The sequence below is a fragment of the Kluyvera sichuanensis genome (assembly GCF_014218705.1).
Classification (GTDB): Bacteria; Pseudomonadota; Gammaproteobacteria; order Enterobacterales; family Enterobacteriaceae; genus Kluyvera; species Kluyvera sichuanensis.
Genome location: NZ_JABBJF010000002.1, coordinates 123,649 through 148,206 on the forward strand (window position 1 = coordinate 123,649; position 24,558 = coordinate 148,206).

Sequence of the window (24,558 nt, forward strand, 5' to 3'; positions counted from 1 at the left end):
CCTCGCAAAAAAGCGCATCTTTTGCGTTTAGCCTCGCCGCCAAAATTTGAACCTCACCACAGTTGCCCCTGCGCTATGTTACCCGACTTTTGTATAAATTTAGCAATTTCATAACATTCATGACTGACGCCATGAGCGCTGAAAAAAGCACCTTACTTTCGTCAAAATCCCACCCCGCGCCACAGCATAAAGAGATAAATCAGCGGCCATAAAAGGCTAAATGGCAGAGTTTTTATCTAAATCAGACTCACGACCAGATTTAAATTCCACCATAACCGCTAGTCCCTATAGTGATTCCCGAACGCCGCTGCCGTGGGTTAACGCCGTGACACGGACGGTTTTCCTGAAATCACACAACCTGTTTTGAGGAGTGAAGCAATGGGTGATGCATTAGGGCTTATCGAAACCAAAGGTCTGGTGGCCTGCATTGAAGCCGCGGATGCGATGTGTAAAGCCGCCAACGTTGAACTGATTGGCTACGAAAACGTCGGCTCCGGCCTCGTCACCGCGATGGTGAAAGGCGACGTCGGCGCGGTGAAAGCGGCGGTGGATTCCGGTGTGGAATCGGCGCAGCGCATTGGGGAAGTGGTGACGTCGCTGGTGATTGCGCGTCCACATAACGACATCAACAAAATTGTCATTAAACACAAGGCTTAAGGCCAGGAGAACGCAAATGGGTGATGCATTAGGTCTGATTGAAACCAAAGGTCTGGTGGCCTGTATCGAAGCGGCAGATGCGATGTGTAAAGCCGCCAACGTCGAGCTTATCGGCTACGAAAACGTCGGCTCCGGCCTCGTCACCGCGATGGTGAAAGGCGACGTCGGCGCAGTGAAAGCGGCGGTGGATTCCGGCGTGGAATCGGCGCAGCGCATTGGTGAAGTGGTGACCTCGCTGGTTATCGCGCGTCCACATAACGACATCAACAAGATTGTCTCGCACTACAAAATTAGCGAATAACCGGAGAGAAAATGATGAAAGAAGCGCTTGGTCTGATTGAAACCAAAGGTCTGGTGGCCTGTATCGAAGCGGCAGATGCGATGTGCAAAGCCGCCAACGTCGAGCTTATCGGCTATGAAAACGTCGGCTCCGGCCTCGTCACCGCGATGGTGAAAGGCGACGTCGGCGCGGTTAACGCGGCGGTGGATTCCGGCGTGGAAGCCGCAAAACGCATCGGCGAAGTGGTGACCTCCCGCGTCATCGCCCGCCCGCATAACGACATCGAAAAAATCGCATCGCAGCATAAAGCATGACCTGACCGGGCACGCCCCGTCTGCACTCTTTTCGTCTGATGAAGGATAGACTCATGATTGAACTGGATACCGATTTGCTCTCTCGCCAGAACGCACGAGAACTGGTGCGCAACGCCAAAAAAGCGCAAGCGGTAATGGCCACCTTTTCGCAGCAGCAAATCGACGCCATCGTGAAAAACGTGGCCCAGGAAGCGGCGCACCATGCCGAAGCGCTCGCGAAAATGGCCGCGGAAGAGACCGGCTTCGGCAACTGGCAGGATAAAGTCCTGAAGAACCGTTTTGCCTCGCTGCGCGTTTACGACGCCATCAAAGATATGAAGACCGTCGGCATCATTCATGACGATCAACAGAAAAAAGTGATGGACGTGGGCGTGCCGCTCGGCGTTATCTGCGCGCTGGTTCCCTCAACCAACCCGACCTCAACGGTCATCTACAAAACGCTGATTGCCCTGAAGGCCGGCAACGCCATTATCTTCTCGCCGCATCCGGGCGCACGTCAGTGCAGCTGGAAAGCGATTGAGATTGTCAAACGCGCGGCAGAAGCGGCGGGCGCACCGGCCGGCATCGTTGACGGCGTGAGCGAACTGACGCTGGAAGCCACCTCCGAACTGATGCACAGCAAAGACGTGTCGCTAATCCTGGCGACCGGCGGTGAAGGCATGGTGCGCGCGGTCTACGCTTCCGGTACGCCAACCATCAGCGGCGGCCCGGGTAACGGCCCGGCGTTTATCGAGCGCAGCGCCGATATTCCTCACGCGGTGAAAGATATCATCACCAGCAAAACCTTCGATAACGGCGTGATCTGCGCTTCTGAGCAGTCAATCATCGTCGAAGGCTGTATTTACGATGAAGTACATCGCGAGCTGGAAGCCCAGGGCGCGTACTTTATGAACGAAGGCGAAGCGGCGAAAATGGCGGCCCTGCTGCTGCGTCCGAACGGCACCATCAACCCGAAAGTCGTCGGCAAAACGGCGCTCTATCTGAGCCAGATGGCTGGCTTCTGCGTACCGGCCAGCACCCGCGTGCTGATTGCCGAACAGACCACCGTCTCGTCGAAAAACCCCTATTCGCGTGAAAAGCTGTGCCCGGTACTTGGCCTGTACGTGGAAGAGGACTGGAAAGCCGCCTGCCATCGCGTGGTGGAGTTGCTGACCAACGAAGGCCTTGGCCATACGCTGGTGATCCACACCCGCAACCAGGACGTTATCCGTCAGTTCTGCCTTGAAAAACCGGTTAACCGCATTCTGATCAACACGCCCGCAGCGCTGGGCGGTATCGGCGCGACCACCAACATCACCCCGGCGCTGACCTTAGGCTGCGGCGCGGTGGGCGGCGGCTCCAGCTCCGATAACGTCGGCCCGATGAACCTGCTCAATATCCGCAAAGTGGGCTACGGCGTGCGCTCTATCGACGAACTGCGCGCACCAAGCAGCCGCGTGGAACCGCAGCCGACCATCACCAGCCAGCCGGTTGACCCGCGCCGCAGCATCGTTGACGACGCGCGTTTCACCTCCCCTGCCCCAGCCGCCACCCTCAATACCCACGGCGACAACCGTTTCGCGACGGCAGCCGCCTCAGAGGTAGAAGGTGACATCAGCGAGCAGAACGTGGAGCGCGTGATCCGTCAGGTGCTTGAGCGTTTAGGCAAGTAACGCATTGATATAAGGCGATAAAAACAATGATTCTCGCAAAGGTTACCGGACATGTCGTGGCCACACAAAAGAGCGATGAGCTACGGGGCAGCAACCTGCTGCTGATCACTCAACTGGATGACAACCAGCAGCCGATGAAAGACCGCTCCTGGGTCGCCGTCGATAGCGTCGGCGCGGGGATGCACGACATCGTGTTGGCCGAGGAGTACTTCGCGCTCAACAAAGACCGCTATAAAGCGATGGCGGTGGTAGCCATTGTCGAGAACGTGTTTCGGGACGCTTAAGGAGTGAATAACCCAATGAGTGAATTTTTGCTGAAACCCCGGATCTGCTTCGGCCAGGACGCGCTGTCAGCCCTGCGTGATGTCAGTGCCCACCAGGCGCTGCTGGTCACCGACCAGGCGATGGTCAAGTTTGGCCTCGCCGCTAGGGTGACGGAGATCCTCGGCGAGCGCGGCATTGCGCTGCAAATTTGGGATGACGTGGTGGCTGACCCGGACATCGCCACCGTAGTACGCGGCATGAAGTTGATGGACAGCCGCTATCCGGATCTGGTGGTCGCCCTGGGCGGCGGTTCGGTGATTGACGCCGCCAAAGCGGTTATTTTCGCCCTGGCGCAAACCCGCCCGGACGCCGGTCGCCAGCGCCCTTGCTTCGTGGCCATCCCCACCACCAGCGGTACCGGCTCGGAAGTCACCAGCTTTTCGGTGGTGAAGGCTCACGCCGAGAAGCTGGTGCTGGTCGACCCGTCGCTGCTGCCGGATATCGCCATTCTCGACCCGACGCTGGTGGCGTCGGTGCCGCCGTCCATCACCGCTGATACCGGGATGGACGTGCTGTGCCACGCGCTGGAGGCTTACGTCTCCCGCGCCGCCAGCGACTTTACCGATGCGCTGGCCGAGAAGGTGGTGCAGCAGGTGTTCCGCTACCTGCCAACCTGCTGGCGCAACGGCCAGGATTTGCAGGCGCGGGAGAAAATGCACAACGCCTCCTGTATGGCGGGCATGGCCTTTACCAACGCGTCGCTCGGCATCACCCACAGTCTGGCCCACGCGCTCGGCGGCGTCTTTCGCGTCCCGCACGGTCGCGCCAACGCCCTGCTGATGGCGCAGGTGGTGGCGTGGAACGCTGACTATCAGGGGCAGTGCGATACCGAGGCCGCGCACAAATATGCGCATCTGGCCCGCCTGCTGAGTCTGCCCGCGAGCACCGCCCGCGAAGGCGTCACCAGCCTGCTGGTCGCCATTGAAGCACTGAAAGATGAAATGACCCTGCCCGCCGGTATTCACGGCACCGGCGTGGACGGCGAGGCATTTGAGCGTCGCTTAGCGGAGATGGTCGGTCAGGCGCTGCGCGACAGCTGCACCCCCACCAACCCGCGCACGCCGGACGCGCAGGCATTAACCGAACTTTATCGCCAGGCATGGAGCGGCAGCGCCGTTCAGCGCCACGGATAACAAGAACGAGAGGATCTTACCTATGGCACACTACAGCTTAACGCCGCGCGTCAAAGTGCTGGCTGAACGTTTACTGGCCAACGCCAGCACCCTGTGCACCGAACACGCGACCGTGCTGAACGGGCTGGACGGCGATATCGCTGGCGTTCCCGCCGCCGTCAAACCGGCGCGCCGCTTCTATGAACTGATGCGTCAGCTGCCGCTCACCATCAGCGCCGATGAGCTGATCGTCGGTAACCAGACCCGCAAGCCGCACGGCGCGATTTTCCATGATGAAGCCGCCGCGCGTCGCCCATCGGCGTTCCAGTTCCTCAATCTGAACAGCGACCTCGACTCCCCGGACTACAAGCTGGTGGTCGAGAAAGGCGTGCTGGCGATTAAACACCAGCTGGAAGAGAAAACCCGTACGCTCGGCAGCGCCGTCAGCCGTAGCGGCATGGACGAAGTGAACGGCTGCCGCGCCGCGATTTACGCCTGTGACGCCCTGATGGCGCTGGCACAAAATCTCGCCCACAGCGCCGAGCAGTTGGCCGCCGCTGAAACCAACGCGTATCGCAAAGCCGAGCTGTTAGACAGCGTCGCGATTCTGCACCACGTTCCGGCCCATCCGGCGCGCAGTTTTAAAGAGGCCTGTCAGGCATTCTATTTGTTCCAGCTGGCGCTGCAGCTCGATAACGGCAGCTACGCGGTTAACCCGGAAGGCGCCGACAAAGCCCTGCTGCCGTACTACCAGCACGATATTGCCAACGGCGCGCTGACCGACGCTCAGGCGTATGAAATCGTTGAGTCGCTGTGGTTTAAGCTCGCAGAATTAAGCGAAGTCCGCGCCGCCAGCGCGATTGACGGCTACCCGATGTTCGATGCCCTGCTGCACGGCGCGAGCCTTGAAAACGCGAACATCAACGCCCTGTCTGAGATGTTCCTGAGTGCCCAGCACAACCTCAGCGCACTGCATCTGCCGGTGCGTCTGTTCAGCGGCAAGCAGCCCGTTTCCGCTGCACCGTTCGCCAACTGCAGTGAAACCACCACGGCGGAAGGGCTGACCCCGCGCATGCAGCGCCTGCGCAACCACTACCTGACCGTGCGCCCAAGCGTCTCCATCTACCGCGCGCTGGCCTTTACCGAAGTGGTGAAAGCCAACCCTGGGATGCCGACCATTCTGCTGCGCGCCAAAGCGTTCCGCCACGCCTGTGAAACCGCGCCGATTCTGATTCAGGACGATGAACTGATCGTCGGCCATCCGTGTGGCAAACCGCGCGCCGGGGCCTTCTCGCCGGATATTGCCTGGCGCTGGGTACGCGACGAACTCGACACCATGAGCACCCGTCCGCAGGATCCGTTTGAGATCAGCGAAGAAGATAAAAAGACCATCCGCGAAGAGATCGTGCCGTTCTGGGAAGGCCGTTCCCTCGATGAGATCTGCGAAGCGCAGTACCGCGAGGCGGGCGTCTGGTCCTTCAGCGGCGAAACCTTCGTCAGCGACCTCTCCTACCACCAGATCAACGGCGGCGGCGATACCTGTCCGGGCTACGACGTGCTGCTGTTCACCAAAGGGATGAACGGCATCAAAGCCGATGCCGAGGCGAACCTGGCAACGCTGAGCATGGAAAACCCGGAAGACATCGACCGTATTTACTACTACAAAGCGGCGATTGAAACCTGCGAAGGGGTAGTGAGCTACGCCCACCGTATCGCTGCCCGCGCCCGCGAACTGGCCGCCGTTGAGCAGAATGCCCAGCGTCGCGCTGAACTGCTGACCATCGCCGAAGTGAACCAGAACGTGCCGGCAAACCCGCCGAAAACCCTGCAGGAAGCGCTGCAAAGTATCTGGACCGTCGAATCGTTGTTTGAAATCGAAGAGAACCAGACCGGGCTGTCGCTGGGCCGCGTTGACCAATACTGCTACCCGATGTTCGAAGCCGATATCCGCGAAGGCCGTCTGACTCACGATGCCGCGCTGGAATTGTTGCAGGCATTTATCATCAAATGCGCCGAACTGATGTGGATGTCCAGCGAACTGGGGGCGAAGTACTTCGCGGGCTACCAGCCGTTTATCAACCTGACCGTTGGCGGCCAGAAGCGTTCCGGCGGCGATGCCTGTAACGACCTGACCTATCTGATCATGGACGCCGTGCGCTTTGTGAAGGTTTACCAGCCGTCGCTGGCCTGCCGTATTCATAACCAGTCACCGCAAAAGTACATGGAAAAAATCGTCGACGTGGTGAAAGCGGGTATGGGCTTCCCGGCCTGTCACTTCGATGACTCCCACATCAAGATGATGCTGCGCAAAGGCTTCGACTTCGAAGACGCGCGTGACTACTGCCTGATGGGCTGCGTGGAACCGCAGAAATCCGGCCGCATCTACCAGTGGACCTCCACCGGCTACACCCAATGGCCAATCGCCATTGAGTTCGTCTTAAACCGTGGCCGCATGGTGCTGTTCGATAGCTATCAGGGGCTGGATACCGGTGACCTGCGCGACCTGCACACCTTCGAGGCGTTCGACGCAGCGGTGAAACAGCAGATTGCCCACATCGTGCGCCTGTCGGCGATTGGTACGGTGATCAGCCAACGCGTGCACCGCGACGTAGCGCCGAAGCCGCTGATGTCGCTGCTGGTCGAAGGCTGCATGGAAAAAGGCAAAGACGTGGCCGCCGGTGGCGCGATGGTCAACCACGGTCCGGGGCTGATTTTCTCCGGTCTGGCGACCTACGTCGACTCGATGGCCGCTATCCGCAAGCTGGTGTTCGAAGATAAGAAATACACCCTTGAACAGATGCGCGATGCGATGCTGGCGAACTTTGAAGGCTTTGAAGGGCTGCGCCGCGACTGCCTGAACGCACCGAAGTACGGCAATGACGATAACTACGTTGACCAGTACGCGCTGGACATTACCGAGTGGACCGAGCGCGAGTGCCGCAAGTACAAAATGCTCTACTCCACCCTGAGCCACGGCACGCTCTCTATCTCCAACAACACGCCAATCGGCGAGCTGACCAACGCCACGCCGAACGGGCGTCTGGCTTGGATGCCGCTCTCCGACGGCATCAGCCCAACCCAGGGCGCGGACAAACATGGCCCAACCGCCATCATCAAGTCGGTCAGCAAGATGAACGTGGAAACCATGAACATCGGCATGGTGCACAACTTCAAGTTCCTCAAAGGGCTGCTTGATACCCCGGAAGGCCGCCACGGGCTTATCACCCTGCTGCGTACCGCGTCAATTCTCGGCAACGGCCAGATGCAGTTCAGCTACGTCGATAACGAAGTGCTGAAGAAAGCCCAGCTGGAGCCGGAAAAATACCGCGACCTGATCGTGCGCGTGGCGGGCTACAGCGCCTACTTCGTTGAGCTGTGCAAAGAGGTACAGGACGAGATCATCAGCCGTACGGTGATTGAGAAGTTCTGATGTAACGGAACGTATGAGGACAAGGACGTCCAGAATTTTCAGGAGGCAAGCGTGATGGGCAATACGCAGGAATTAACGGGTCGAATTTTTAATATTCAGAAGTATTCGATCTATGACGGAGACGGCATTCGCACGCTGGTGTTTTTTAAGGGCTGCAACATTCTCTGCCCATGGTGCGCCAACCCGGAAGGGTTAAGCAGCCAGTTTCAGGTGATGTTCTCTCAGGACAAGTGCATTAACTGCGGCGACTGCGTGAACGTCTGCCCGGCGGGCATTCACTACCGCGCGGAAGAAAACGGCGAAATGAAGCATTTCGTCAACCGCAATAAAGACTGTATCGGTTGCCGCAAATGTGAAGAGATTTGCACCCAGAACGCGCTGGATATCATGGGCAAAGATGTCACCGTCAGCGAGCTGATGGAGGTCATCATGCAGGACTACGACTTCTATATCTCCTCCGGCGGCGGCGTGACCATCGGCGGCGGCGAGATGAGCCTGCAGACCGATTTTGCCGTCGCCCTGTTTAGCGAATGCAAAAAAATGATGCTCAACACCGCCGTCGAAACCCAGGGCACCACCCCGCTGGCGAACTACCAGAAGCTGGCGCCGGTCACCGACACTTTCTTATTCGATATCAAGCAGATCGACAGCGATCACCACAAAACGCTGTTCGGCATCGGTAACGAAGGGGTACGCCGCAACCTCGAATGGCTGGTCGATTCCGGCGCGAACGTGATTATCCGCATGCCGCTGGTGCGCGGCTACAACGATTCGTGGGAAGCGATCACCGGGGCTATCGATTACGTACAGAAACTGGCGAAGCGCGGCAACATCCGCCGCATCGATATGCTGCCGTACCACCAGCTGGGACGCAAAAAATACGAACGTCTGGAGATGCCCTACCCGATTCTTCAGGACCCGTCGTACAGCGTGGAAGAGCTGAACCAGCTGGAGGCCTTTTTCGCCGGATTTGATTTTGATATTCGCTTAGTACGTCACTAAAGGAGCCGAGAATGAAAAGTTTAGGCGTCATTGAAACACGAGGATGGGTCGCCGCTATCCAGGCCGTCGACGCCGCCTGTAAAGCCGCAGGCGTCACCTGCATCGGCTATCGCAAGGTGGGGTCGGGGCTGGTGAGCGTCTGCTTTGAAGGAGAGATCAGCGCCATCCACGCCGCTATCGAACGCGGCGTGGAGGTGGTTAAGGCGACGAATCTGCCGGTTAATTCACTGGTCATCGCTCGTCCGGAACGCTGCATTGTGGAAGCGCTGAGCACCCTCAAAGGGCATCCACCGAGGGTGCAGACCGAGCCCGCTGCGCCGACGAAACCGGTCGAGCCCGTTAAACCGGTTATCGAACCGCCGGTGGACGTCGCTGAACCGGAAGCACCCGCCGCACCAGCCCCGGTTGTGGAAGAGAAAAACGCCGCGCATAAGAAAGGGAAAAAGGCATGATTGACACCCTGCTACAGGAAAAAATCAGCGCCCGACTGCACGAGGCTACGCCCGCCATCCCGGTGGGCGTCTCTAACCGCCACGTTCATCTGTCGCAACAGGATGTCGAAGCGCTGTTCGGCAAAGGCTATGCGCTAACGCCGTTTAAGCCGCTGCGCCAGCCGGGGCAGTTTGCCGCCGAGGAGTGCGTCACCGTGGTCGGGCCGAAAGGCTCGCTGGCTCAGGTTCGCGTGCTCGGCCCTACCCGGCCGATCACGCAGCTGGAAGTCTCCCGCGCCGACTGCTTCGCGCTGGGAATCAAAGCCCCGGTGCGGGAATCCGGCCAGCTAGAGAACGCGGGTGATGCGCTGCTGGTGGGGCCAAAAGGCCACGTTGAGCTGCACTCGCAGGTGATCTGCGCCTGGCGGCATATTCATATGTCGCCGCAGGATGCCCGTGCGCTTAACGTTCGCAACGGCCAGAAGGTCAGCGTTCGCAGCCATGGAGAACGACAGCTTACCTTCGATGAAGTGGTGGTGCGCGTGCGTGACGATTTCGCCCTTGAGTTCCATATCGACACCGAAGAGGCCAACGCTGCCGGGCTGAAGAACGGCGCGCCGGTCACGCTGATAGGCTAAAGGAGCGGCTGATGAGCGAGCAACAGATCGACAGTCTGGTGGCGCAGATCCTCCAGCGTTTACAGCCGCCGGTGCTGGTGATGGTCACCGCCGCCGACGGCTACCGTCAGGCTATTCGCCAACGGTTGGCAGGCTGCGGGCAGCGGCTGGTGCTGGCGATGGACGAAACCCTTGAGGATGCCGCAGCGTGGCATCAGCTTGGGGAGGTTCTGCCGCTGTCAGGTGAGCCGCCGATGGGCTATAAGGCGCTGCTGCTGCCGTTTCTCGACTATCCCCAGGCGGCAGATCTGGTCAACGGCACGCTGCATAGCCCGGTGGCGCGTCGGCTGCACGAGGCGCTGCTGGCGGGCATTCCGGTGCTGGCGCTGCGCTACCACTGCTGCCCGCACAGCGAGCTAAACCAGCTGCGCGGCGCGGTCATCGACAGCGCCTATACTGCGCATATCGACGCAACTCTTGCCCGCCTGGCGGCGTGCGGCGTGACGCTATGCACCATGAACGAACTGCTGGAGAAACTGACAACGGGCGTCACCGCACCTGCGCTCGCACCGTTAGCGGCAACCCGTCGTTATCTGACTGTCACAGATATCGTCAATAATCCGTCGCTGGCCGCAAGACCTGACGTCGTGCTGACCGATGCCGCCGTCGACTATGTCAAAACGAAGAAAAAATAACCTTACCTCGATAATAAAACCTGGAGTGTAGAAGATGTCTTCAAAAACAAAATGCTGGCTATGGATGCTGCTGGTTATCGTGTCAGAAACCTCGGCCACCTCAACCCTGAAAATGTTCGGTAGCAGCGAAGGCACCACCAAAATACTGCTGCTCGCCCTGCTGGTGGTGCTCTATTGCACCTGCTACTACTCGCTCTCCCGCGCGGTGAAAGATATCCCCGTGGGCCTGGCCTATGCGACCTGGTCCGGCACCGGCATCCTGGTGGTATCCACGCTGGGCATGGCCTTCTACGGCCAGCACCCGGACACCGCCGCTATTATCGGTATGGTGATCATCGCCAGCGGCATCGTCATCATGAACCTGTTTTCCAAAATGGGCAGTGAGGAGAGCGAAGAGACGCCCGCCAAGCCTGCCGCTTCTACCCTGGACAAAAACGTCGCCAACTAACGCAAAAGGAATTCACTATGTTTAATCTCGGATTTTTATGGCTGGCGCTGTCTATCGGCTCCGAAATCACCGGCACCTCAATGATCAAAAAGACCAACGGCTTCAGCAAGCTGGGGCCATCGGTGCTGGTCGTTTGCGCCTACAGCCTGTGCTACTTCGCGCTGACCCGCGCGATGAGCACCATCCCGGTTGGCGTCGCCTATTCGCTGTGGTGCGGTTTTGGCATCGTCGGCGTGACCATCTTCTCGATGATCCTCTATAAGCAAAAGCCGGATCTGCCCGCTATTCTGGCGATGGTGCTGATCATCTCCGGCGGCGTGATCATGAACGTCTTCTCTCAGATGTAAACGTAAAAACGCCTTCCATTAGGGAAGGCGTTGAATGGTTTTCCCCCTCTCCCCAGAGGGGCGAGGGGCTCGTCCGCACACTTTTTTATGCAAACTACCGGCTAACCGCCTGCAAAGGATGGCTCAATGCATGATTATGCACCGTGGAAATCTCGGCGATAATCACCTGATACCCTGCCAGCCAGCGCTCGCTTTTACCTTTGGCTTCAACGTGGTGGGCGTTGTGAATACTCGCCTCCATCCCCGCTTTATCTGACCAGTAATAGTTGTTGATAAGCCTAAGGCCATCGGCGCTCTGGTAGCTTTCCATCCCCAGATAGCCGCTTGAGGCCAGCGTCGCCTGTTCGATGATATCGTTCAGCGCGTGGAACTCAGCGTCATACTCTTTCTTCGCAAAAATAAAGGTCGCTTGCCACAGAGACATGGTCTTCTCCCGATTACGCCGCGTTGCTCAGTTCAAATTTTGGTGAAATAAAGCCGTACAGGGTCCAGCCGATAAAGGTCACGATGGCACCGTACATCATCGCTTCGTCGCCGGAAGAGTACAGCGCATAGAAGCTATACAACGCGCCGACAAAAGCAATCAGGTTGGCGATACGCGCTTTGCCCGGTTCCACTTTCGCGACTTTCTGGATAATCACCAGCGCCGCCATCGACAGGATGTACGGGATGATGTTGGTGACAACCGCCAGATCCACCAGCACGTTGAACTGTTTGTTCAGCGACGGGCTAATGGTCATCAGCGACAGCACGGTCTGAATCACCACGATAACCAGCATCCCTTTGACCGGCGCGTCAGCTTTGGTCACTTTGGAGAACACTTTCGGGAAGTAGCCGGTGTCAGCAGACGATTTGAACACCTGAGCAATGGTGAACTGCCAGCCGAGCAGTGAACCGCAGCAGGACATCACCATCAGCGCCATGATCACTTTACCCACCGTTGGGTTAAACATCTGGGCAAACGCCAGGCCGAACGGCGCAGTAGAGTTCGCCAGATCCATATTTGGCACGATACCGGCAATCACGTTAGTTGAGATGATGTAGATAACCGCCGCCCCCAGCGTCCCGCCCAGCACGGCGATCGGCACGTTACGTTCCGGGTTTTCCACCACGTCGGTATTGGCACACGCTGACTCAAGCCCCAGGAAGGCCCACAGGGTCATGGCGATAGAGGAACCGATAGCCGAGAAAGTTGGCGTATGGTGCGGGTTCCAGGAAGCAGCATACAGATGCGGGCTGAACCAGTACCAGCCAATAATCGACAGACCGACCACCGGAATAATCACGCCCCAGACGGTCACGCCGCTGATCTGGCCGGTAATTTTCGCCCCGCCAAAGTTAGCGACGGTACAGATCCACAGCACCGCAATGGTGGCCAGACAGATGGCAAATGGCGACAGGTTCACGCCCATCAGTTCAGTACCGTAGCCCACCGCCGAAATCGCGATGGCGACGTTGGCAATCAGCAGCGATACGCCGTAGGTGTAGTTCGCCATAAAGTTGCCGGACTTACCGAACGCATATTCGGCATAGCCGCCCATCCCGCCCGCTTTACGACTGAACATCCCGCATTTGGCGAAGGCATAGGCCAGCGCCATTGAACCCACGGCGGTCACCAGCCAGGAGACAATCGAAATGGTACCGACTTCAGCCAGCTTCGTCGGCAGCATAATAATCCCTGACCCCATCATATTGACGGCGGTTAAAATGGTGAGCTGAACCACCCCCATTTTATTTTTTGACGTACTCATAAGCTGTCCTCTTATTTAATCAGCGTTATCTTTTTTATTAACGCTCAGATTCCCCTGCTCGCCCGGCAATTCACCGAGCGGCAGGGGTAAACATAATTAACGAGATAATCTGGTCTTAACGCTTAATGACGTGCCCATAGGCGCGTTTACAGCCGTCAGCATCTTCCTGGATATACACGCCCTGTAATTCTGGGGCGAAGCCTGGCAGCAGATTGATACCCTCTTCCAGCGCCAGGAAATAACGCTGAACCGGGCCACCCCAAATTTCACCAGGGACCACGCACAGCACGCCCGGTGGATAAGGAAGCGCGCCTTCGGCGGCAATCTGGCCTTCAATATCTTTCAGCGCGACTAATTCCACGTTGCCGCGAACAAATTCCATATTGGCCTGCTGCGGGTTCATGGCGACGCGTGGGAAATAATCCTTACGGAACATCTCTTTTTGCAGCTGTTTAACGTCGTAGCTGACGTACAGATCGTGCATCTCCTGGCATAACTGACGCAGGGTGTAACCGCGATAGCGCGCTTCATGGTTGGCATACAGCGCCGGTAAGACTTCAGACAGGGGCGCATCCTCTTCCAGCAGACGCTCAAAGCGCGCAATCTGCGCCACCAGATGGCGCATCTTCGCCATGTCTTCCGCCGGCGTCAGCAGGAACAGAATCGAGTTGAGGTCGCATTTTTCCGGGACGATGCCGTTTTCACGCAGGAAGTTCGCCAGAATGGTTGCCGGGACGCCAAACGCTTCATACTCGCCGGTCTCCGCGTTAATGCCCGGCGTGGTGAGCATCAGTTTGCACGGGTCAACAAAGTACTGATCCTGCGCGTAGCCCTCAAAGGCGTGCCAGCTCTGGCCCGGAATAAAGTTGAAGAAGCGCAGATCGCCCGCCATCTCTTCGGTGTCGTAATCCTGCCATTTCTTGCCGTCTACCATTGGCGGGACGAACGGACGGATATGCTGGCACAGTTCCATAATCAGCTTGCGCGCTTCGATGCCGAACTTCACGCAGTCCAGCCACAGGCGCTTGCCGCTTTCACCGGCGTGCATTTTGGCGTTCACGTCGAGCGCCGCAAACAGCGGGTAGAACGGGCTGGTAGAGGCATGCATCATAAAGGCGTTGTTCATGCGCTTATGGCTGACGTAGCGCTGCTGGCCCTTGATATGGCTGTCTTTTTTATGGATCTGCGAGGTCTGAGAGAAGCCCGCCTGCTGTTTGTGTACCGACTGGGTCACCAGAATGCCCGGATCGTTTTCGTTCAGATCCAGCAGCAGCGGCGAGCAGTCTTTCATCATCGGAATAAACTGTTCGTAGCCAACCCACGCGGAGTCAAACAGAATGTAGTCGCACAGGTGGCCAATCTTATCCACCACCTGACGGGCGTTATAGATGGTGCCGTCGTAGGTGCCGAGCTGGATAATTGCCAGGCGGAACGGGCGTTGCTGGTTTTTACGTTCCGGCGCCACCTCTTCCACCAGCTTACGCAGGTATTTTTCATCGAAGCAGTGGGCGTCGATACCGCCGATAAAGCCAAACGGGTTACGCGCAGTTTCCAGATACACCGGGGTCGCCCCGGCCTGTAGCAGCGCACCGTGGTGGTTCGATTTGTGGTTATTGCGGTCAAACAGCACCAGGTCGCCCTGTGCCAGCAGCGCGTTCAGCACCACTTTGTTCGAGGAGGACGTCCCGTTCAGCACGAAGTAGGTTTTGTCGGCGTTGAACACTTTCGCTGCGTGCTGCTGCGCTGCACAGGCCGCGCCTTCGTGGATCAGCAGATCCCCTAACGCCACGTCGGCGTTGCATAGGTCAGAGCGGAACAGGGTTTCGCCGAACCAGTCGAAGAACTGGCGGCCTGCCGGGTGACGGCGGTAGAACTGGCCGCCCTGGTGCCCAGGGCAGTCGAAGGCCGCGTAGCCTTTGCCCACGTAATCCACCATGCGGCTGAAGAACGGCGGCAGCATTTCGCTTTCGTAGCGATCGGCGGCGGCGTCGAGCTGTTTGCCGTAGTAGTCGGCGTTATCGTCGCACAGTTCAAAGACCCCGGTGACGCGCGGCAGTACGTCGGCCGGCAGCGTGTCTTCACAGCAGACGGCGACAAACACCGGCAGGCCAAAACCGGTCGCTTCGATGGTTTTCAGAATGCCGTTAGTGGCGTCCGCCACCGACAGCACCACGGCGGAAACGTCGGTGAAGTCGGTGCCGCGCACATCGCAGTTTTCACGGCGGCTGGTGAAGCAGGAAGTAATGGTCGAGCTAACCGCAATCTTGTTATTAAATTGGTTCATCATTTTCTCGGTACATAACAATAAATAAGGGGAGACCCTCCGACATCATTTATTTGTCGGATAATCAGAAATAGGTTTTAATGGGTTGTTTGTTTTATTTAATTACGCGTGACGATTCCTCACCTTGCGGTGAAAAAGAGAAAGCCACAAACCAGAAATAAATAACAGGCACAGCGCGGCGTTATGCTGATGCGCAATACACGATAGATTCCGGTGCTTAAGGGCGTAATAGTGATAAAACAGACATGACGTGGCGGAATAGCGTTCCGACCCACACCATTGAAGGGAGGTTATTTAGAGTTGAAGATATGAAAGTCGAAGCAGCTACGTTGGCTTACCATCATAATATGGGTAATACGTCTGATATGCGGCCAGGAATGGCTATTGTTTTCCATGTTCGTCTACTCATTGGAATTTGCGTTTATTCTGATTAAATCGTATGAGACGTTTCTTGATTTTAATCAACTAAAGTAACAGGCCACACCCGTAACCCTTTTTTCCGGAAAATAAAAACTGAATGAAAAATCTATTTTGCGCGCGGACATAGATTGTCATATTCGTACATATCCGCGTACGCCTTTACCGCCTACCCGGCGGCAGGCCTTTAGAATCAGGCCAATTTGTCATACAAATGTGTTTTTCCAGCACACCTTGCGGCGTGATAGCCCCAATACTGCAGCAAGAGTCGTGTCATCAAAATCGCATTTTGATGCAACAAAATGAATTTATATTCACAACCGCATTTGACGAAAAACGTGATGATTAGCACGATAAGCTTAATAACACCTACTACTGATGGGGTAATTCACCGCGTAACCATACGCATAATTCCTGATAATCGGTATTATCCGCCCTTTGTGCTAGCCTGAACCGCTTCAGCAGCGATATCATTAGCGCGCGAATCTATTACACCTTCTGACCTCAACAAAGGAAAAATAATGACCACGCAACGTCTGGTGAGCCTGATCACAGGCGTGCTGATTATCGCTATTTTCCTGCCCATTGCCCTTAGTCTGTGGCTGGCAAACCGTCAGGCCAACGAACTGTTTAATCAGGAGATGAGCAGCTACACCGAGCGCGTACTGGCGCGTACCCAGCGCGTGAAGCTGCAGGCCAAAACCGCGCTTGAGGAAGTGAACCGTTTTCAGGGCAAGCCCTGCACCTTGGCTCACCTGCGCGAGATCCAGAAAATCTCCTATATCCATCAGTACATTCAGAGCGTGTTCTACCTTGATAAGCATAACGGCGCGTGCGATCTACTGAGCAACACGCTGTCTGAAAAGGTCCCCGGCACCGAATTCACCACGCCTGCGGGCTACACGGTCTTTCTCACCTCACGCCACGACCTGCAGACCGATGCCCCGATGCTGGCGGTAAGCCACGGTAAATATATGGTGATGGTTGACCCTGACTCATTGATTGACGTGCTGCCGAACCCGACCTATCCGATTCACGCCGCGCTTATCAACACCCAAAGCCACCGCATCGTCGCCAGCAACTACCCGCTCGATCCGGACATCTGGGAACACCATCTGCAAGCCTATCAGCCAGTCATGGAGTATGACCAGACGGTGTACCGCCAGCGCGTGCTGCCGGACGTTGGGGCGATCCTGCTGACCTGGTCCTCGGTGAAACCGCTATCGACCAACTGGCATCGCCAACTGATGCTCTGGCTGCCGCTGGGGCTGTTAATTAGCGGGCTGGCCTCTTTCTTAATCCTGCGCATTTTGCGCCGCCTGCAGTCTTCCCATTCCCGCGTACTGGCCGCAATAAAAGCCAAAGAGATCACCGTGCACTATCAGCCGGTGGTGTCGCTCGAGGACGGGCGGCTGATCGGAGCCGAGGCGTTGGCCCGCTGGCAGCAGGCCGATGGTCGCTGGCTGCCGCCGGACCTCTTTATTGCCGTGGCGGAACAAACCGGCGTGATTTGCCAGTTGACCGAGCATATCGTGCGCTGCGTATTTAACGATCTGGGCCACTGGCTTTCGCAGCATCCTGAGGTCACGATGTCGATTAATATCACCGCCGCCGATCTGAGCTCCCCCACCCTGCCCGACCTGCTGCGCCAGCAAATTCAGCAGTGGAACGTGGCACCGACGCAGATTGCGCTGGAGCTGACCGAACGCGACCTGATCGCGCCGCAAACCGCGCGCCCGGTGCTGCAGGCCTACCGGGAAATGGGTCACAAGGTGTACATCGATGATTTTGGCGTCGGCTACTCGAGCCTGAGCTATCTTCAGGAGCTGGAGGTCGATACGCTGAAAATCGACAAAGCCTTTGTTGATGCGCTGGAGCACAAAGTGGTTACCGGCCATATCATTGAAATCGCCAAATCGCTGAACCTGAGCATGATTGCAGAAGGGATTGAGACCGAACATCAGCGCGACTGGCTGCGCGCGCACGGCGTCCCGGCCGGGCAGGGCTGGCTTTACAGCAAAGCGCTACCGAAAAAAGCGTTTATCCAGTGGGCGCTGGAGAGAGGCCCACTGAAAAGCGGAGAGGCGAGTCTTATCCCGCGGCGCCCACATTCTTAAGCGCTCTACATCCCTATTTCTGTTGAGCGGGGTGGTCGCTCGCCGGTTCAGCGGCGCCCTGCGGGAAAAGCCGCTGGCGCAACGTCGGGCCCGTGGGTTTCTCGCTCAACAGGCCGCGCTGTTTCAGCGCCGGTATCACCCAGCGGGCAAAATCCTCGAAGCACCCCGGCGATAGCCACTGTGCCAGATTAATACCGTCGGTATCGCTGTCGTCGAGCCAGGTTTCAAGCTGCGCCGCCACACTTTCACCGCTGCCAACAAACGTTTTTTGCCGCCCCAGTCCCTCTTCAGGTTGAAACACCTCGCGTAGCGTTTTGCGCGGCTGCCCTTCTTCACCGGTCACCATTTTAAGCATGGAGCGATTAGAGTTGGTTTGCTGCCACTCCAGCGGCGCATCCAGCGAATGGCCGGAGAGATCGACCCCAGTGCTGGCACCGTAGTGAATCAACGCTCCCTGCAGATCGTAGTGCGCGCGGCGTCTGGCAAAGTTCACCTGAGCCTCTTCTTCCGTTGCGCCGGTTATCACCGTCACCGCGCTGATAAACTTTATCGCCCCCGGCGCGCGTCCGTGTTCCGCCGCCCGCGCTTTAATCGCCGCAACCTGTTTTTTTACGCCGCTGGCATCCAGTCCGGCGACAAACACCACCTCTGCATGCCGCGCGGCAAAATCAATACCGCTCGGCGATCCCCCGGCCTGAAAAATCACCGGCGTGCGCTGCGGGCTGGGTTCGGAAAGATGGGCATCGGGCACCGTAAACCAGCGCCCCTTGTGGGCCACCGGATGAACGCGCTGCGGGTCGGTATAGACCCCGGCCACCTTATCGCGCTTCAGCGCCGCCCGTTCCCACGAATGTTGCCATAGCTTATAGCTGACGTTGAGAAACTCATCGGCGCGCTCATAGCGTTCGTCATGGTCCATCTGCTTTTCCAGCCCAAGGTTACGCGCAGCGCTTTCCAGCTGCGAGGTCACCACGTTCCAGGCGATGCGCCCCTTCGTCAGGTGGTCGAGGGTGGTAAATTTTCGTGCCAGCAGATAGGGCTGTTCATAGGTGGTGGATACCGTCACGCCAAAGCCCAGTCGTGAGGTGTGCGCCGCCATTGCCGAGACCAGCAGCAGCGGGTCGATAAGCGGCGACTGGATCCCCTGGGCCAGCGACGCCGCCGGACTTCCCTGCCAGCTATCAATCAGCCCCAGCGCATCGGCGATAAACAGACAGTCAAACCCCTGCTCTTCCAGCAGTTTTGCCAGCTCCACCCAATACGCGATATCGGTATAGCGATGGCTGTTGTCCTGCGGGTCGCGCCACATCCCATAGTTAATATGCGAGACCGCCGCCATGGTAAATCCACTGAGAATAATATTCTTACGCATTTTATTTACCGAAATAAAAAAACTGACCATAAATAAAACCCGGTGCATCGACAATGATTAAATCCGGCATATCAAAGCTAAAAAACGCAAATCAAAAAAAGAGAAAACAAAATAAGAAATGCGCATTTATTCTCTTTTTTAACCGATGCTAGTATCGCCCTTCAGTCTTGATACCAACATAAAAAATGACTGACTAAATATAAAAAACACCTGCTTTGCACATCGGACATCGCTATGAAAAAAAACGAAATTATCGCCGGGATATCGCTATCCCGCCGTAAGTTATTACAGCTCACAGCCGTTTCTACCACGTTAGTGATGGGATTAGGCATCCCTGCGTTGTCATTTGCCGATGATGCGGATGAAAAGTCGCGCTATGGCAAGACGTTAATTATTGGCCAGGCACTGGAACCCACTATTTACGATCCCAACCGCCAGTATTCTTATGAAACCTATCGGGTGGATAAACATATTTATGAATCACTGGTCGCGGAAGATTTATCCGTCCCGGCAGCGAAAGGTACACCGCCAATTATTCCCGGTCTGGCCACCCGCTGGGAAATTAATGACGATGCGACGGTCTTTACCTTCCATTTACGCGACGGGGTGAAATTCCACGACGGCACCGCGTTTGACGCCGAAGCGGTACGCTTTAACGTCCGTCGTTTTACCGATCCGCAGTTTGAGTACTTCGACGCCCGTTCGCAGGCCACCATGGCGCAGGTTTATCACGATCTGAAGGCCATTGAGGTCGTTGACCCACTCACCGTGCGCTACACCTTTAACCAACCGTTCCCGGATTTCCTGCGTTTCCTGCCGCAGGGCAACTGGGTGTCCGGCATCTTCAGCCCCGCGGCCCTCCAGAAATGGGGACAGGACGGACTGGCGGATCACCCCACCGGTACCGGGCCTTACCGCTTTGTGCTGCGGGTGCGTAACGATCGTACCGAACTGGTGCGCAATGACGGCTGGTGGGGCAAAAAACCCTATATGGAACGGCTGATTTTCCGCCCTATCCTCGACGGCAGCACCGGCGTGAGCGCCCTGCAATCGGGCCAGGTCGATATTCTCTCCCGCACGCCAACCGACGCCGTCGATCTGCTGTCGCAAAGCGGCTACACGGTGCATGACAGTACCGAAGCCAACCAGCTGTTCCTCGGCTGGAACTTCGCCAATAAGTACACCAGCCAGTTGGCGGTACGTCAGGCAGTGATTAAAGCCATCAACCGTGAGGAACTCGTGAAATCGCTGTTGAACGGCCACGCGGTGGCGAGCTACAGCATTCTCAACCGTTCCAACGAAGCATTCCTGGCATCGCAACAAGACTACGCGTACGACCCGGAAGGGGCCAAAAAGCTGCTGGCCGATGCGGGCTTCAAACCGGGTGAAGTCAGCTTTACCATCATCACCTACGACCAGAATCAGCCGGTTATCGAGTGGATCCAACGCGATCTCAGCAAAGTGGGCATTACCGTGAAGGTGGTCTCACAGGAGTGGATAACCTACAGCTCGCATCTGGCGAATCTGGCGGACGACACCGGGCTGTTCACCATGGAGTGGGGGCTGATTAGCCCGCAATGGCTCAACGTCGCCTGGAAAAACTATGTGGTTTCGCGCGGCAAAGGCGAGAAGGTGATTACTGGCGTCGCGCCGCTGATTGCGCAGGCGAGCGTCACCACCGACAAACCAAAAGCGCTGGCGCTGTGGCACCAGGTCAACCAGCAGTTCCAGCAACAGGCGGCGTTTGTCCCGCTGCTGGAGCTTAACCGCGTGTTTACCACCTCACCGGCCGTACAGGGCTTTAACGTTCCGGCGCAGAACTTCTACGACCTGACCCAAGTGTGGTTGAAACCATGACCCGCCTGCTGTTGCTGCGGCTTGCGCAGACGGTGCCGCTGCTGTTTTTGATCTCGCTGCTGGTGTTTCTGATTGCCAAGCTGGTGCCCGGCGACCCGATCGCCAACGCGCTGGCCGGTCAGCTCTCCACCGAGGCCATCGAGCAGATTCGTCACGTCTACGGGCTGGATAAACCCGCAGCAGTGCAATATCTGCTGTGGGTGAAAAACCTGTTTAGCGGCGACTGGGGGATGTCGCTCACCATGCGCACACCGGTCGCCGACGTGCTCGGCGGGGCATTTGCTAACACGGTTATCCTGACCGTTGCCGCCGTGCTGCTGTGCCTGATCCCCGGCGTGATTATCGGCGTGGTATGCGGGCTATGGCAGGGAACGCGCCGCGACCGTTTGGTGATGCTGGTGGTTCAGCTCGCCCACAACGTGCCTATCTTCTGGCTGGCGGTGTTTTTCATCTGGCTATTTGCCGTCAAGCTGCACTGGTTCCCGGTATCCGGCATGTATGACATGCGCGGAGACCGGGGCATTACCGACCTGTTGCATCACCTGTTTTTACCGGCCCTGTCGACGGCGCTGATTTCGATGCTGATCCTCGCCCGTCAGGTACGCAACAGCGTTATCGGGATTATGCAGGCCGACTATATCCGCACCTACCGGGCGCTCGGCTACTCCACGCCCCGCCTGCTGTGGCGTCACTTGGGTCGCAACCTGCTGGCACCTATCATCAGCATTACCGGCTTACAAATTGGCTACCTGCTCAGCGGCGTGATTTTTATCGAGAAGATCTTCGCCTGGCCGGGGATTGGCACGCAGCTGTATAACGCGGCGGCAGGTCAGGATTACCCCACCATCCAGACCGGCGTGATGCTGATCGCCGCCTGCTTCCTCGCCGTTAACCTGATAAGCGACGTCCTACAGGACTGGCTGGATCCCCGCCACGAAGGAGCCCGTTAATCATGACAATTTCAACGTTCCTGCGTCGGCTCTCCCGACACGGGCTGGCGCTGCTCGGCCTGGGGATTTTTCTGGCCGCCGTGGCGCTGTCGCTCGCTGCGCCGTGGGTTGCGCCCTATGACCCCCTGGCGGCGTTCGACGGGCTGCGCCTTGCGCCGCCGGGCACGCCGGGACACCTGCTGGGTCTTGATAATCAGGGGCACGATATCACCAGCCGCCTGATTTGGGGTGGGCGCACCATTCTCGCCGCTTCGGTGCTACCGATAGTCTTTGCCGCGCTGGTCAGCCTGGCGCTCGGCCTGCTGGCGGGCTTTCGCGCCTCGGCCTTCTCCGAGCTGATTATGCGCACCATGGACATGCTGTTCGCCTTCCCGATGGTGCTGCTGGCGATTGGTCTGTCGGCGGTACTGGGCAGCGGCTATCCCACGCTCATCATCACCCTGATTTGCAGCGTGATCCCCTACCTCACCCGCGTGGTCTATCGCGACACCCGCACTGAGGTGGCGAAAGAGTACGTCGAAGCGCTGCGTGCGCAGGGGGCGAGCAACCGCGACATCCTGTTTCGCGAAATCTTACCCAACGTCGCCACCCCGCTGCTGGTGTACACCACCTCGCTGCTCGGCGGCATGGTGGTGTTCCTCGCCGGGCTGAGTTTCCTGGGGCTTGGCGTCCAGCCGCCGCAGGCTGACTGGGGGCGAATGGTAGGCGAAGGCGCACAGATGATGATCTTCGGCTCGCCCCATATCGCAACCGCGCCTGCCGTCGCGATTGTCCTGCTGTCGCTGGCGTTTAACTGGTTAGGAGATGGCCTGCGCGATCTCCTCGATCCTTATCAGTAAGGAGAGACGACAATGAGCCTATTAACCCTTTCCCACCTGAACGTGCTGTTCCATCAGCAGAACGTGCAGGCGGTCGACGATATTTCACTGACCATTGCGCCCGGCGAAGTGCTGGCGTTGGCGGGCGAGTCCGGCTCTGGCAAGAGCGTGACGGCGGCGGCGATCCTCGGTCTGCTCCCGGCCTCGCAGGTGACGGTCAGCGGCAGCATCACCTTTGATGGCCAGCCGCTGTTGCATCAGTCCACCACGCGGCTAAACCGCCTGCGCGGCCACGAGATAGCGATGGTGTTTCAGAACTCGCTCTCGACCCTCGACCCGTCGTGGCGCATCGGCAAACAGCTTCAGCACAACCTGAAACGCCTGCATCCGGAGCTTGGCCGCACCGCGCTGCGCGAAGCCGCGCTGGCGTGGCTCACGCGGATGAAAATCGGTGAGCCGGAGCAGGTGATGTCGCGCTTCCCGCACCAGCTCTCCGGCGGGATGCGCCAGCGGGTGCTGATCGCGCTGGCGGCGATGTGCCGCCCTCGCCTGCTGATTGCCGACGAACCGACCACGGCGCTGGATGCCACCGTGCAGCGCGAGGTGCTGCAACTGCTCAAAGCGCTGTGCCAACAGCAGCAAATGGCGATGCTGATTATCACCCACGATTTCGGCGTCGTCGCCGAACTCAGCGACCGCGTGGCGGTCATGCGGCAGGGGAAAATCATCGAGAGCAACGCCACGAAGGCGCTGATCGCCGCACCTCAGCACCCTTATACCCAATCGCTGCTGGCGGCGGTGCCTTATCCTAGCGCCGATCCGGTGCTCACCCCGCGCGCTGAAGGTACGCCGCTGCTGCAAGCTTGTAATCTGGGGCGCGATTTCTGGCGCCGGGAAACCGCCGGCTGGTGGCCGAAAAAAGTCGCGACCACGGTGGTGGACGGCGTCAATCTCGACGTCGCGCGCGGTGAGATTGTCGGCATTATCGGCGAATCGGGTTCTGGAAAATCCACGCTGGCGCGCCTTCTGGCGCAGCTGATACCCGCCAACCGGGGCGAGCTACGCCTGGCGGGCAACGTAGTGGACGACAGTCACCCGGCCTCGGTTGCCGCGCTGCGCCGCCAGCTACAGTGCGTTTTTCAGGATAGCCTCGCGTCGTTTAACCCGCGCCTGACGCTGGAAGAGCAGCTGGTGCGTCCGCAGTTTCGCCTGGGAACGGTAGCAGACCGCCCGCAGGCCATCGCGCGGGCGGCGGCGCTATTTGCAGAAGTGGGTCTGGATACCGCGCTGCTGCAGCGCTTCCCCCATCAGCTTTCCGGCGGCCAGCGCCAGCGCGCCAATATCGCCCGAGCGCTGGTGGTTAACCCCAGCATTCTGCTGCTGGATGAACCTACCTCCGCGCTGGACCTCACGGTTCAGGCGCAGGTCATGACCCTCTTAACCCGGATGCACCAGCAGCATGCGCTGACCTGTCTGTTTATCAGCCATAACCTCGCGCTGGTGTCGCAGTTCTGCCAGCGCATCGTGGTCATGGCGCACGGCGTCGTGGTGGACGATTTCGCGCGCCACGAGCTGTACGCCGCCGACCGCCATCCGGTCACCCAGCAGCTGCTGGACGCCAACTATCTGCTGCCATCCGGTAACGCAGATACAGCGTTAAAACGTTTTGCCTGACCCATTTGA

The 24,558-nt window shown here is 58.1% G+C and carries 23 protein-coding genes; 18 read left to right on the plus strand and 5 right to left on the minus strand.

The annotated features are described in order from the left end of the window. The first annotated feature begins 378 nt into the window (after positions 1-378). The 13 genes from HII27_RS02965 to HII27_RS03025 are packed head-to-tail and all read left to right on the plus strand — an operon-like array spanning position 379 to position 11,309. Positions 379-657 (plus strand): BMC domain-containing protein, encoded by a 279-nt coding sequence (locus HII27_RS02965; RefSeq protein WP_001540796.1) that lies wholly within the window; start codon positions 379-381, stop codon positions 655-657. A 16-nt stretch (positions 658-673) separates the two neighbouring features. Further along, a complete protein-coding gene (locus HII27_RS02970) occupies positions 674-958 on the plus strand; it encodes a BMC domain-containing protein (protein ID WP_115074640.1) in 285 nt (94 codons plus the stop codon). A 14-nt stretch (positions 959-972) separates the two neighbouring features. Then, complete coding sequence (locus HII27_RS02975) at positions 973-1,251, plus strand: BMC domain-containing protein (protein ID WP_015585230.1); 279 nt, start codon at positions 973-975, stop codon at positions 1,249-1,251. Positions 1,252-1,304: 53 nt separating this feature from the next. Then, positions 1,305-2,903, plus strand: a complete 1,599-nt coding sequence (locus HII27_RS02980) for an acetaldehyde dehydrogenase (acetylating) (RefSeq protein ID WP_185666479.1) — start codon at positions 1,305-1,307, stop codon at positions 2,901-2,903. A gap of 26 nt (positions 2,904-2,929) precedes the next feature. Then, positions 2,930-3,187, plus strand: a complete 258-nt coding sequence (locus tag HII27_RS02985; RefSeq protein WP_185666480.1) for a EutN/CcmL family microcompartment protein — start codon at positions 2,930-2,932, stop codon at positions 3,185-3,187. 15 nt (positions 3,188-3,202) lie between these two features. Continuing rightward, positions 3,203-4,360, plus strand: coding sequence for a 1-propanol dehydrogenase PduQ (locus HII27_RS02990; protein ID WP_185666481.1), 1,158 nt, complete (start codon positions 3,203-3,205; stop codon positions 4,358-4,360). A 22-nt stretch (positions 4,361-4,382) separates the two neighbouring features. Continuing rightward, positions 4,383-7,769, plus strand: coding sequence for a choline trimethylamine-lyase (gene cutC / locus HII27_RS02995; RefSeq protein ID WP_185666482.1), 3,387 nt, complete (start codon positions 4,383-4,385; stop codon positions 7,767-7,769). Between the two features lie 54 nt (positions 7,770-7,823). After that, positions 7,824-8,771 (plus strand): choline TMA-lyase-activating enzyme, encoded by a 948-nt coding sequence (gene cutD, locus HII27_RS03000; protein WP_185666749.1) that lies wholly within the window; start codon positions 7,824-7,826, stop codon positions 8,769-8,771. Between the two features lie 11 nt (positions 8,772-8,782). Further along, entirely contained in the window at positions 8,783-9,223 is a 441-nt protein-coding gene (locus HII27_RS03005) for a BMC domain-containing protein (protein WP_185666483.1), read from the plus strand. Next, positions 9,220-9,840, plus strand: a complete 621-nt coding sequence (locus tag HII27_RS03010; protein WP_185666484.1) for a phosphate propanoyltransferase — start codon at positions 9,220-9,222, stop codon at positions 9,838-9,840. Before HII27_RS03005 ends, HII27_RS03010 begins: the two co-directional genes overlap by 4 nt. A gap of 11 nt (positions 9,841-9,851) precedes the next feature. Continuing rightward, positions 9,852-10,514: a hypothetical protein gene (locus tag HII27_RS03015; protein ID WP_185666485.1), complete on the plus strand. Its 663-nt coding sequence runs from the start codon at positions 9,852-9,854 to the stop codon at positions 10,512-10,514. Between the two features lie 34 nt (positions 10,515-10,548). Continuing rightward, positions 10,549-10,962 (plus strand): DMT family transporter, encoded by a 414-nt coding sequence (locus HII27_RS03020; RefSeq protein WP_185666486.1) that lies wholly within the window; start codon positions 10,549-10,551, stop codon positions 10,960-10,962. Positions 10,963-10,979: 17 nt separating this feature from the next. Further along, positions 10,980-11,309 carry a DMT family transporter gene (locus tag HII27_RS03025; protein WP_185666487.1) on the plus strand — a complete coding sequence of 110 codons (330 nt, stop codon included), beginning with the start codon at positions 10,980-10,982 and terminating at the stop codon, positions 11,307-11,309. Positions 11,310-11,403: 94 nt separating this feature from the next. Here the strand turns inward: HII27_RS03025 and HII27_RS03030 are convergent, their stop codons facing one another. The 4 genes from HII27_RS03030 to speFL all read right to left on the minus strand — a co-directional run bounded on the left by HII27_RS03030 (position 11,404) and on the right by speFL (position 15,739). Further along, a complete protein-coding gene (locus tag HII27_RS03030; RefSeq protein WP_185666488.1) occupies positions 11,404-11,733 on the minus strand; it encodes a hypothetical protein in 330 nt (109 codons plus the stop codon). A gap of 13 nt (positions 11,734-11,746) precedes the next feature. Further along, positions 11,747-13,060 carry a putrescine-ornithine antiporter gene (gene potE / locus HII27_RS03035; RefSeq protein ID WP_185666489.1) on the minus strand — a complete coding sequence of 438 codons (1,314 nt, stop codon included), beginning with the start codon at positions 13,058-13,060 and terminating at the stop codon, positions 11,747-11,749. A gap of 115 nt (positions 13,061-13,175) precedes the next feature. Further along, positions 13,176-15,344, minus strand: a complete 2,169-nt coding sequence (gene speF, locus HII27_RS03040) for an ornithine decarboxylase SpeF (protein ID WP_185666750.1) — start codon at positions 15,342-15,344, stop codon at positions 13,176-13,178. 290 nt (positions 15,345-15,634) lie between these two features. Then, a complete protein-coding gene (speFL, locus tag HII27_RS03045) occupies positions 15,635-15,739 on the minus strand; it encodes a leader peptide SpeFL (RefSeq protein ID WP_185666490.1) in 105 nt (34 codons plus the stop codon). A gap of 543 nt (positions 15,740-16,282) precedes the next feature. On the opposite strand from speFL, the gene HII27_RS03050 reads away from it, so the two are divergent. After that, complete coding sequence (locus tag HII27_RS03050; RefSeq protein ID WP_185666491.1) at positions 16,283-17,878, plus strand: EAL domain-containing protein; 1,596 nt, start codon at positions 16,283-16,285, stop codon at positions 17,876-17,878. A gap of 13 nt (positions 17,879-17,891) precedes the next feature. On the opposite strand, the gene HII27_RS03055 is transcribed toward HII27_RS03050, so the two are convergent. Further along, the gene (locus tag HII27_RS03055; protein ID WP_185666492.1) at positions 17,892-19,250 is read right to left on the minus strand and encodes an LLM class flavin-dependent oxidoreductase; all 1,359 of its coding nucleotides are present in this window, start codon (positions 19,248-19,250) and stop codon (positions 17,892-17,894) included. Between the two features lie 234 nt (positions 19,251-19,484). Here HII27_RS03055 and HII27_RS03060 point away from each other — a divergent pair, with 234 nt between their 5' ends. The 4 genes from HII27_RS03060 to HII27_RS03075 are packed head-to-tail and all read left to right on the plus strand — an operon-like array spanning position 19,485 to position 24,549. Next, the gene (locus HII27_RS03060; RefSeq protein ID WP_185666493.1) at positions 19,485-21,107 is read left to right on the plus strand and encodes an ABC transporter substrate-binding protein; all 1,623 of its coding nucleotides are present in this window, start codon (positions 19,485-19,487) and stop codon (positions 21,105-21,107) included. Continuing rightward, positions 21,104-22,057 carry an ABC transporter permease gene (locus tag HII27_RS03065; protein WP_185666494.1) on the plus strand — a complete coding sequence of 318 codons (954 nt, stop codon included), beginning with the start codon at positions 21,104-21,106 and terminating at the stop codon, positions 22,055-22,057. The genes HII27_RS03060 and HII27_RS03065 overlap by 4 nt, the downstream gene beginning before the upstream one ends. Positions 22,058-22,059: 2 nt before the next feature. Then, positions 22,060-22,896 (plus strand): ABC transporter permease, encoded by an 837-nt coding sequence (locus HII27_RS03070; protein WP_185666495.1) that lies wholly within the window; start codon positions 22,060-22,062, stop codon positions 22,894-22,896. 12 nt (positions 22,897-22,908) lie between these two features. After that, the gene (locus tag HII27_RS03075) at positions 22,909-24,549 is read left to right on the plus strand and encodes a dipeptide ABC transporter ATP-binding protein (protein WP_185666496.1); all 1,641 of its coding nucleotides are present in this window, start codon (positions 22,909-22,911) and stop codon (positions 24,547-24,549) included. Positions 24,550-24,558 lie beyond the last annotated feature (9 nt).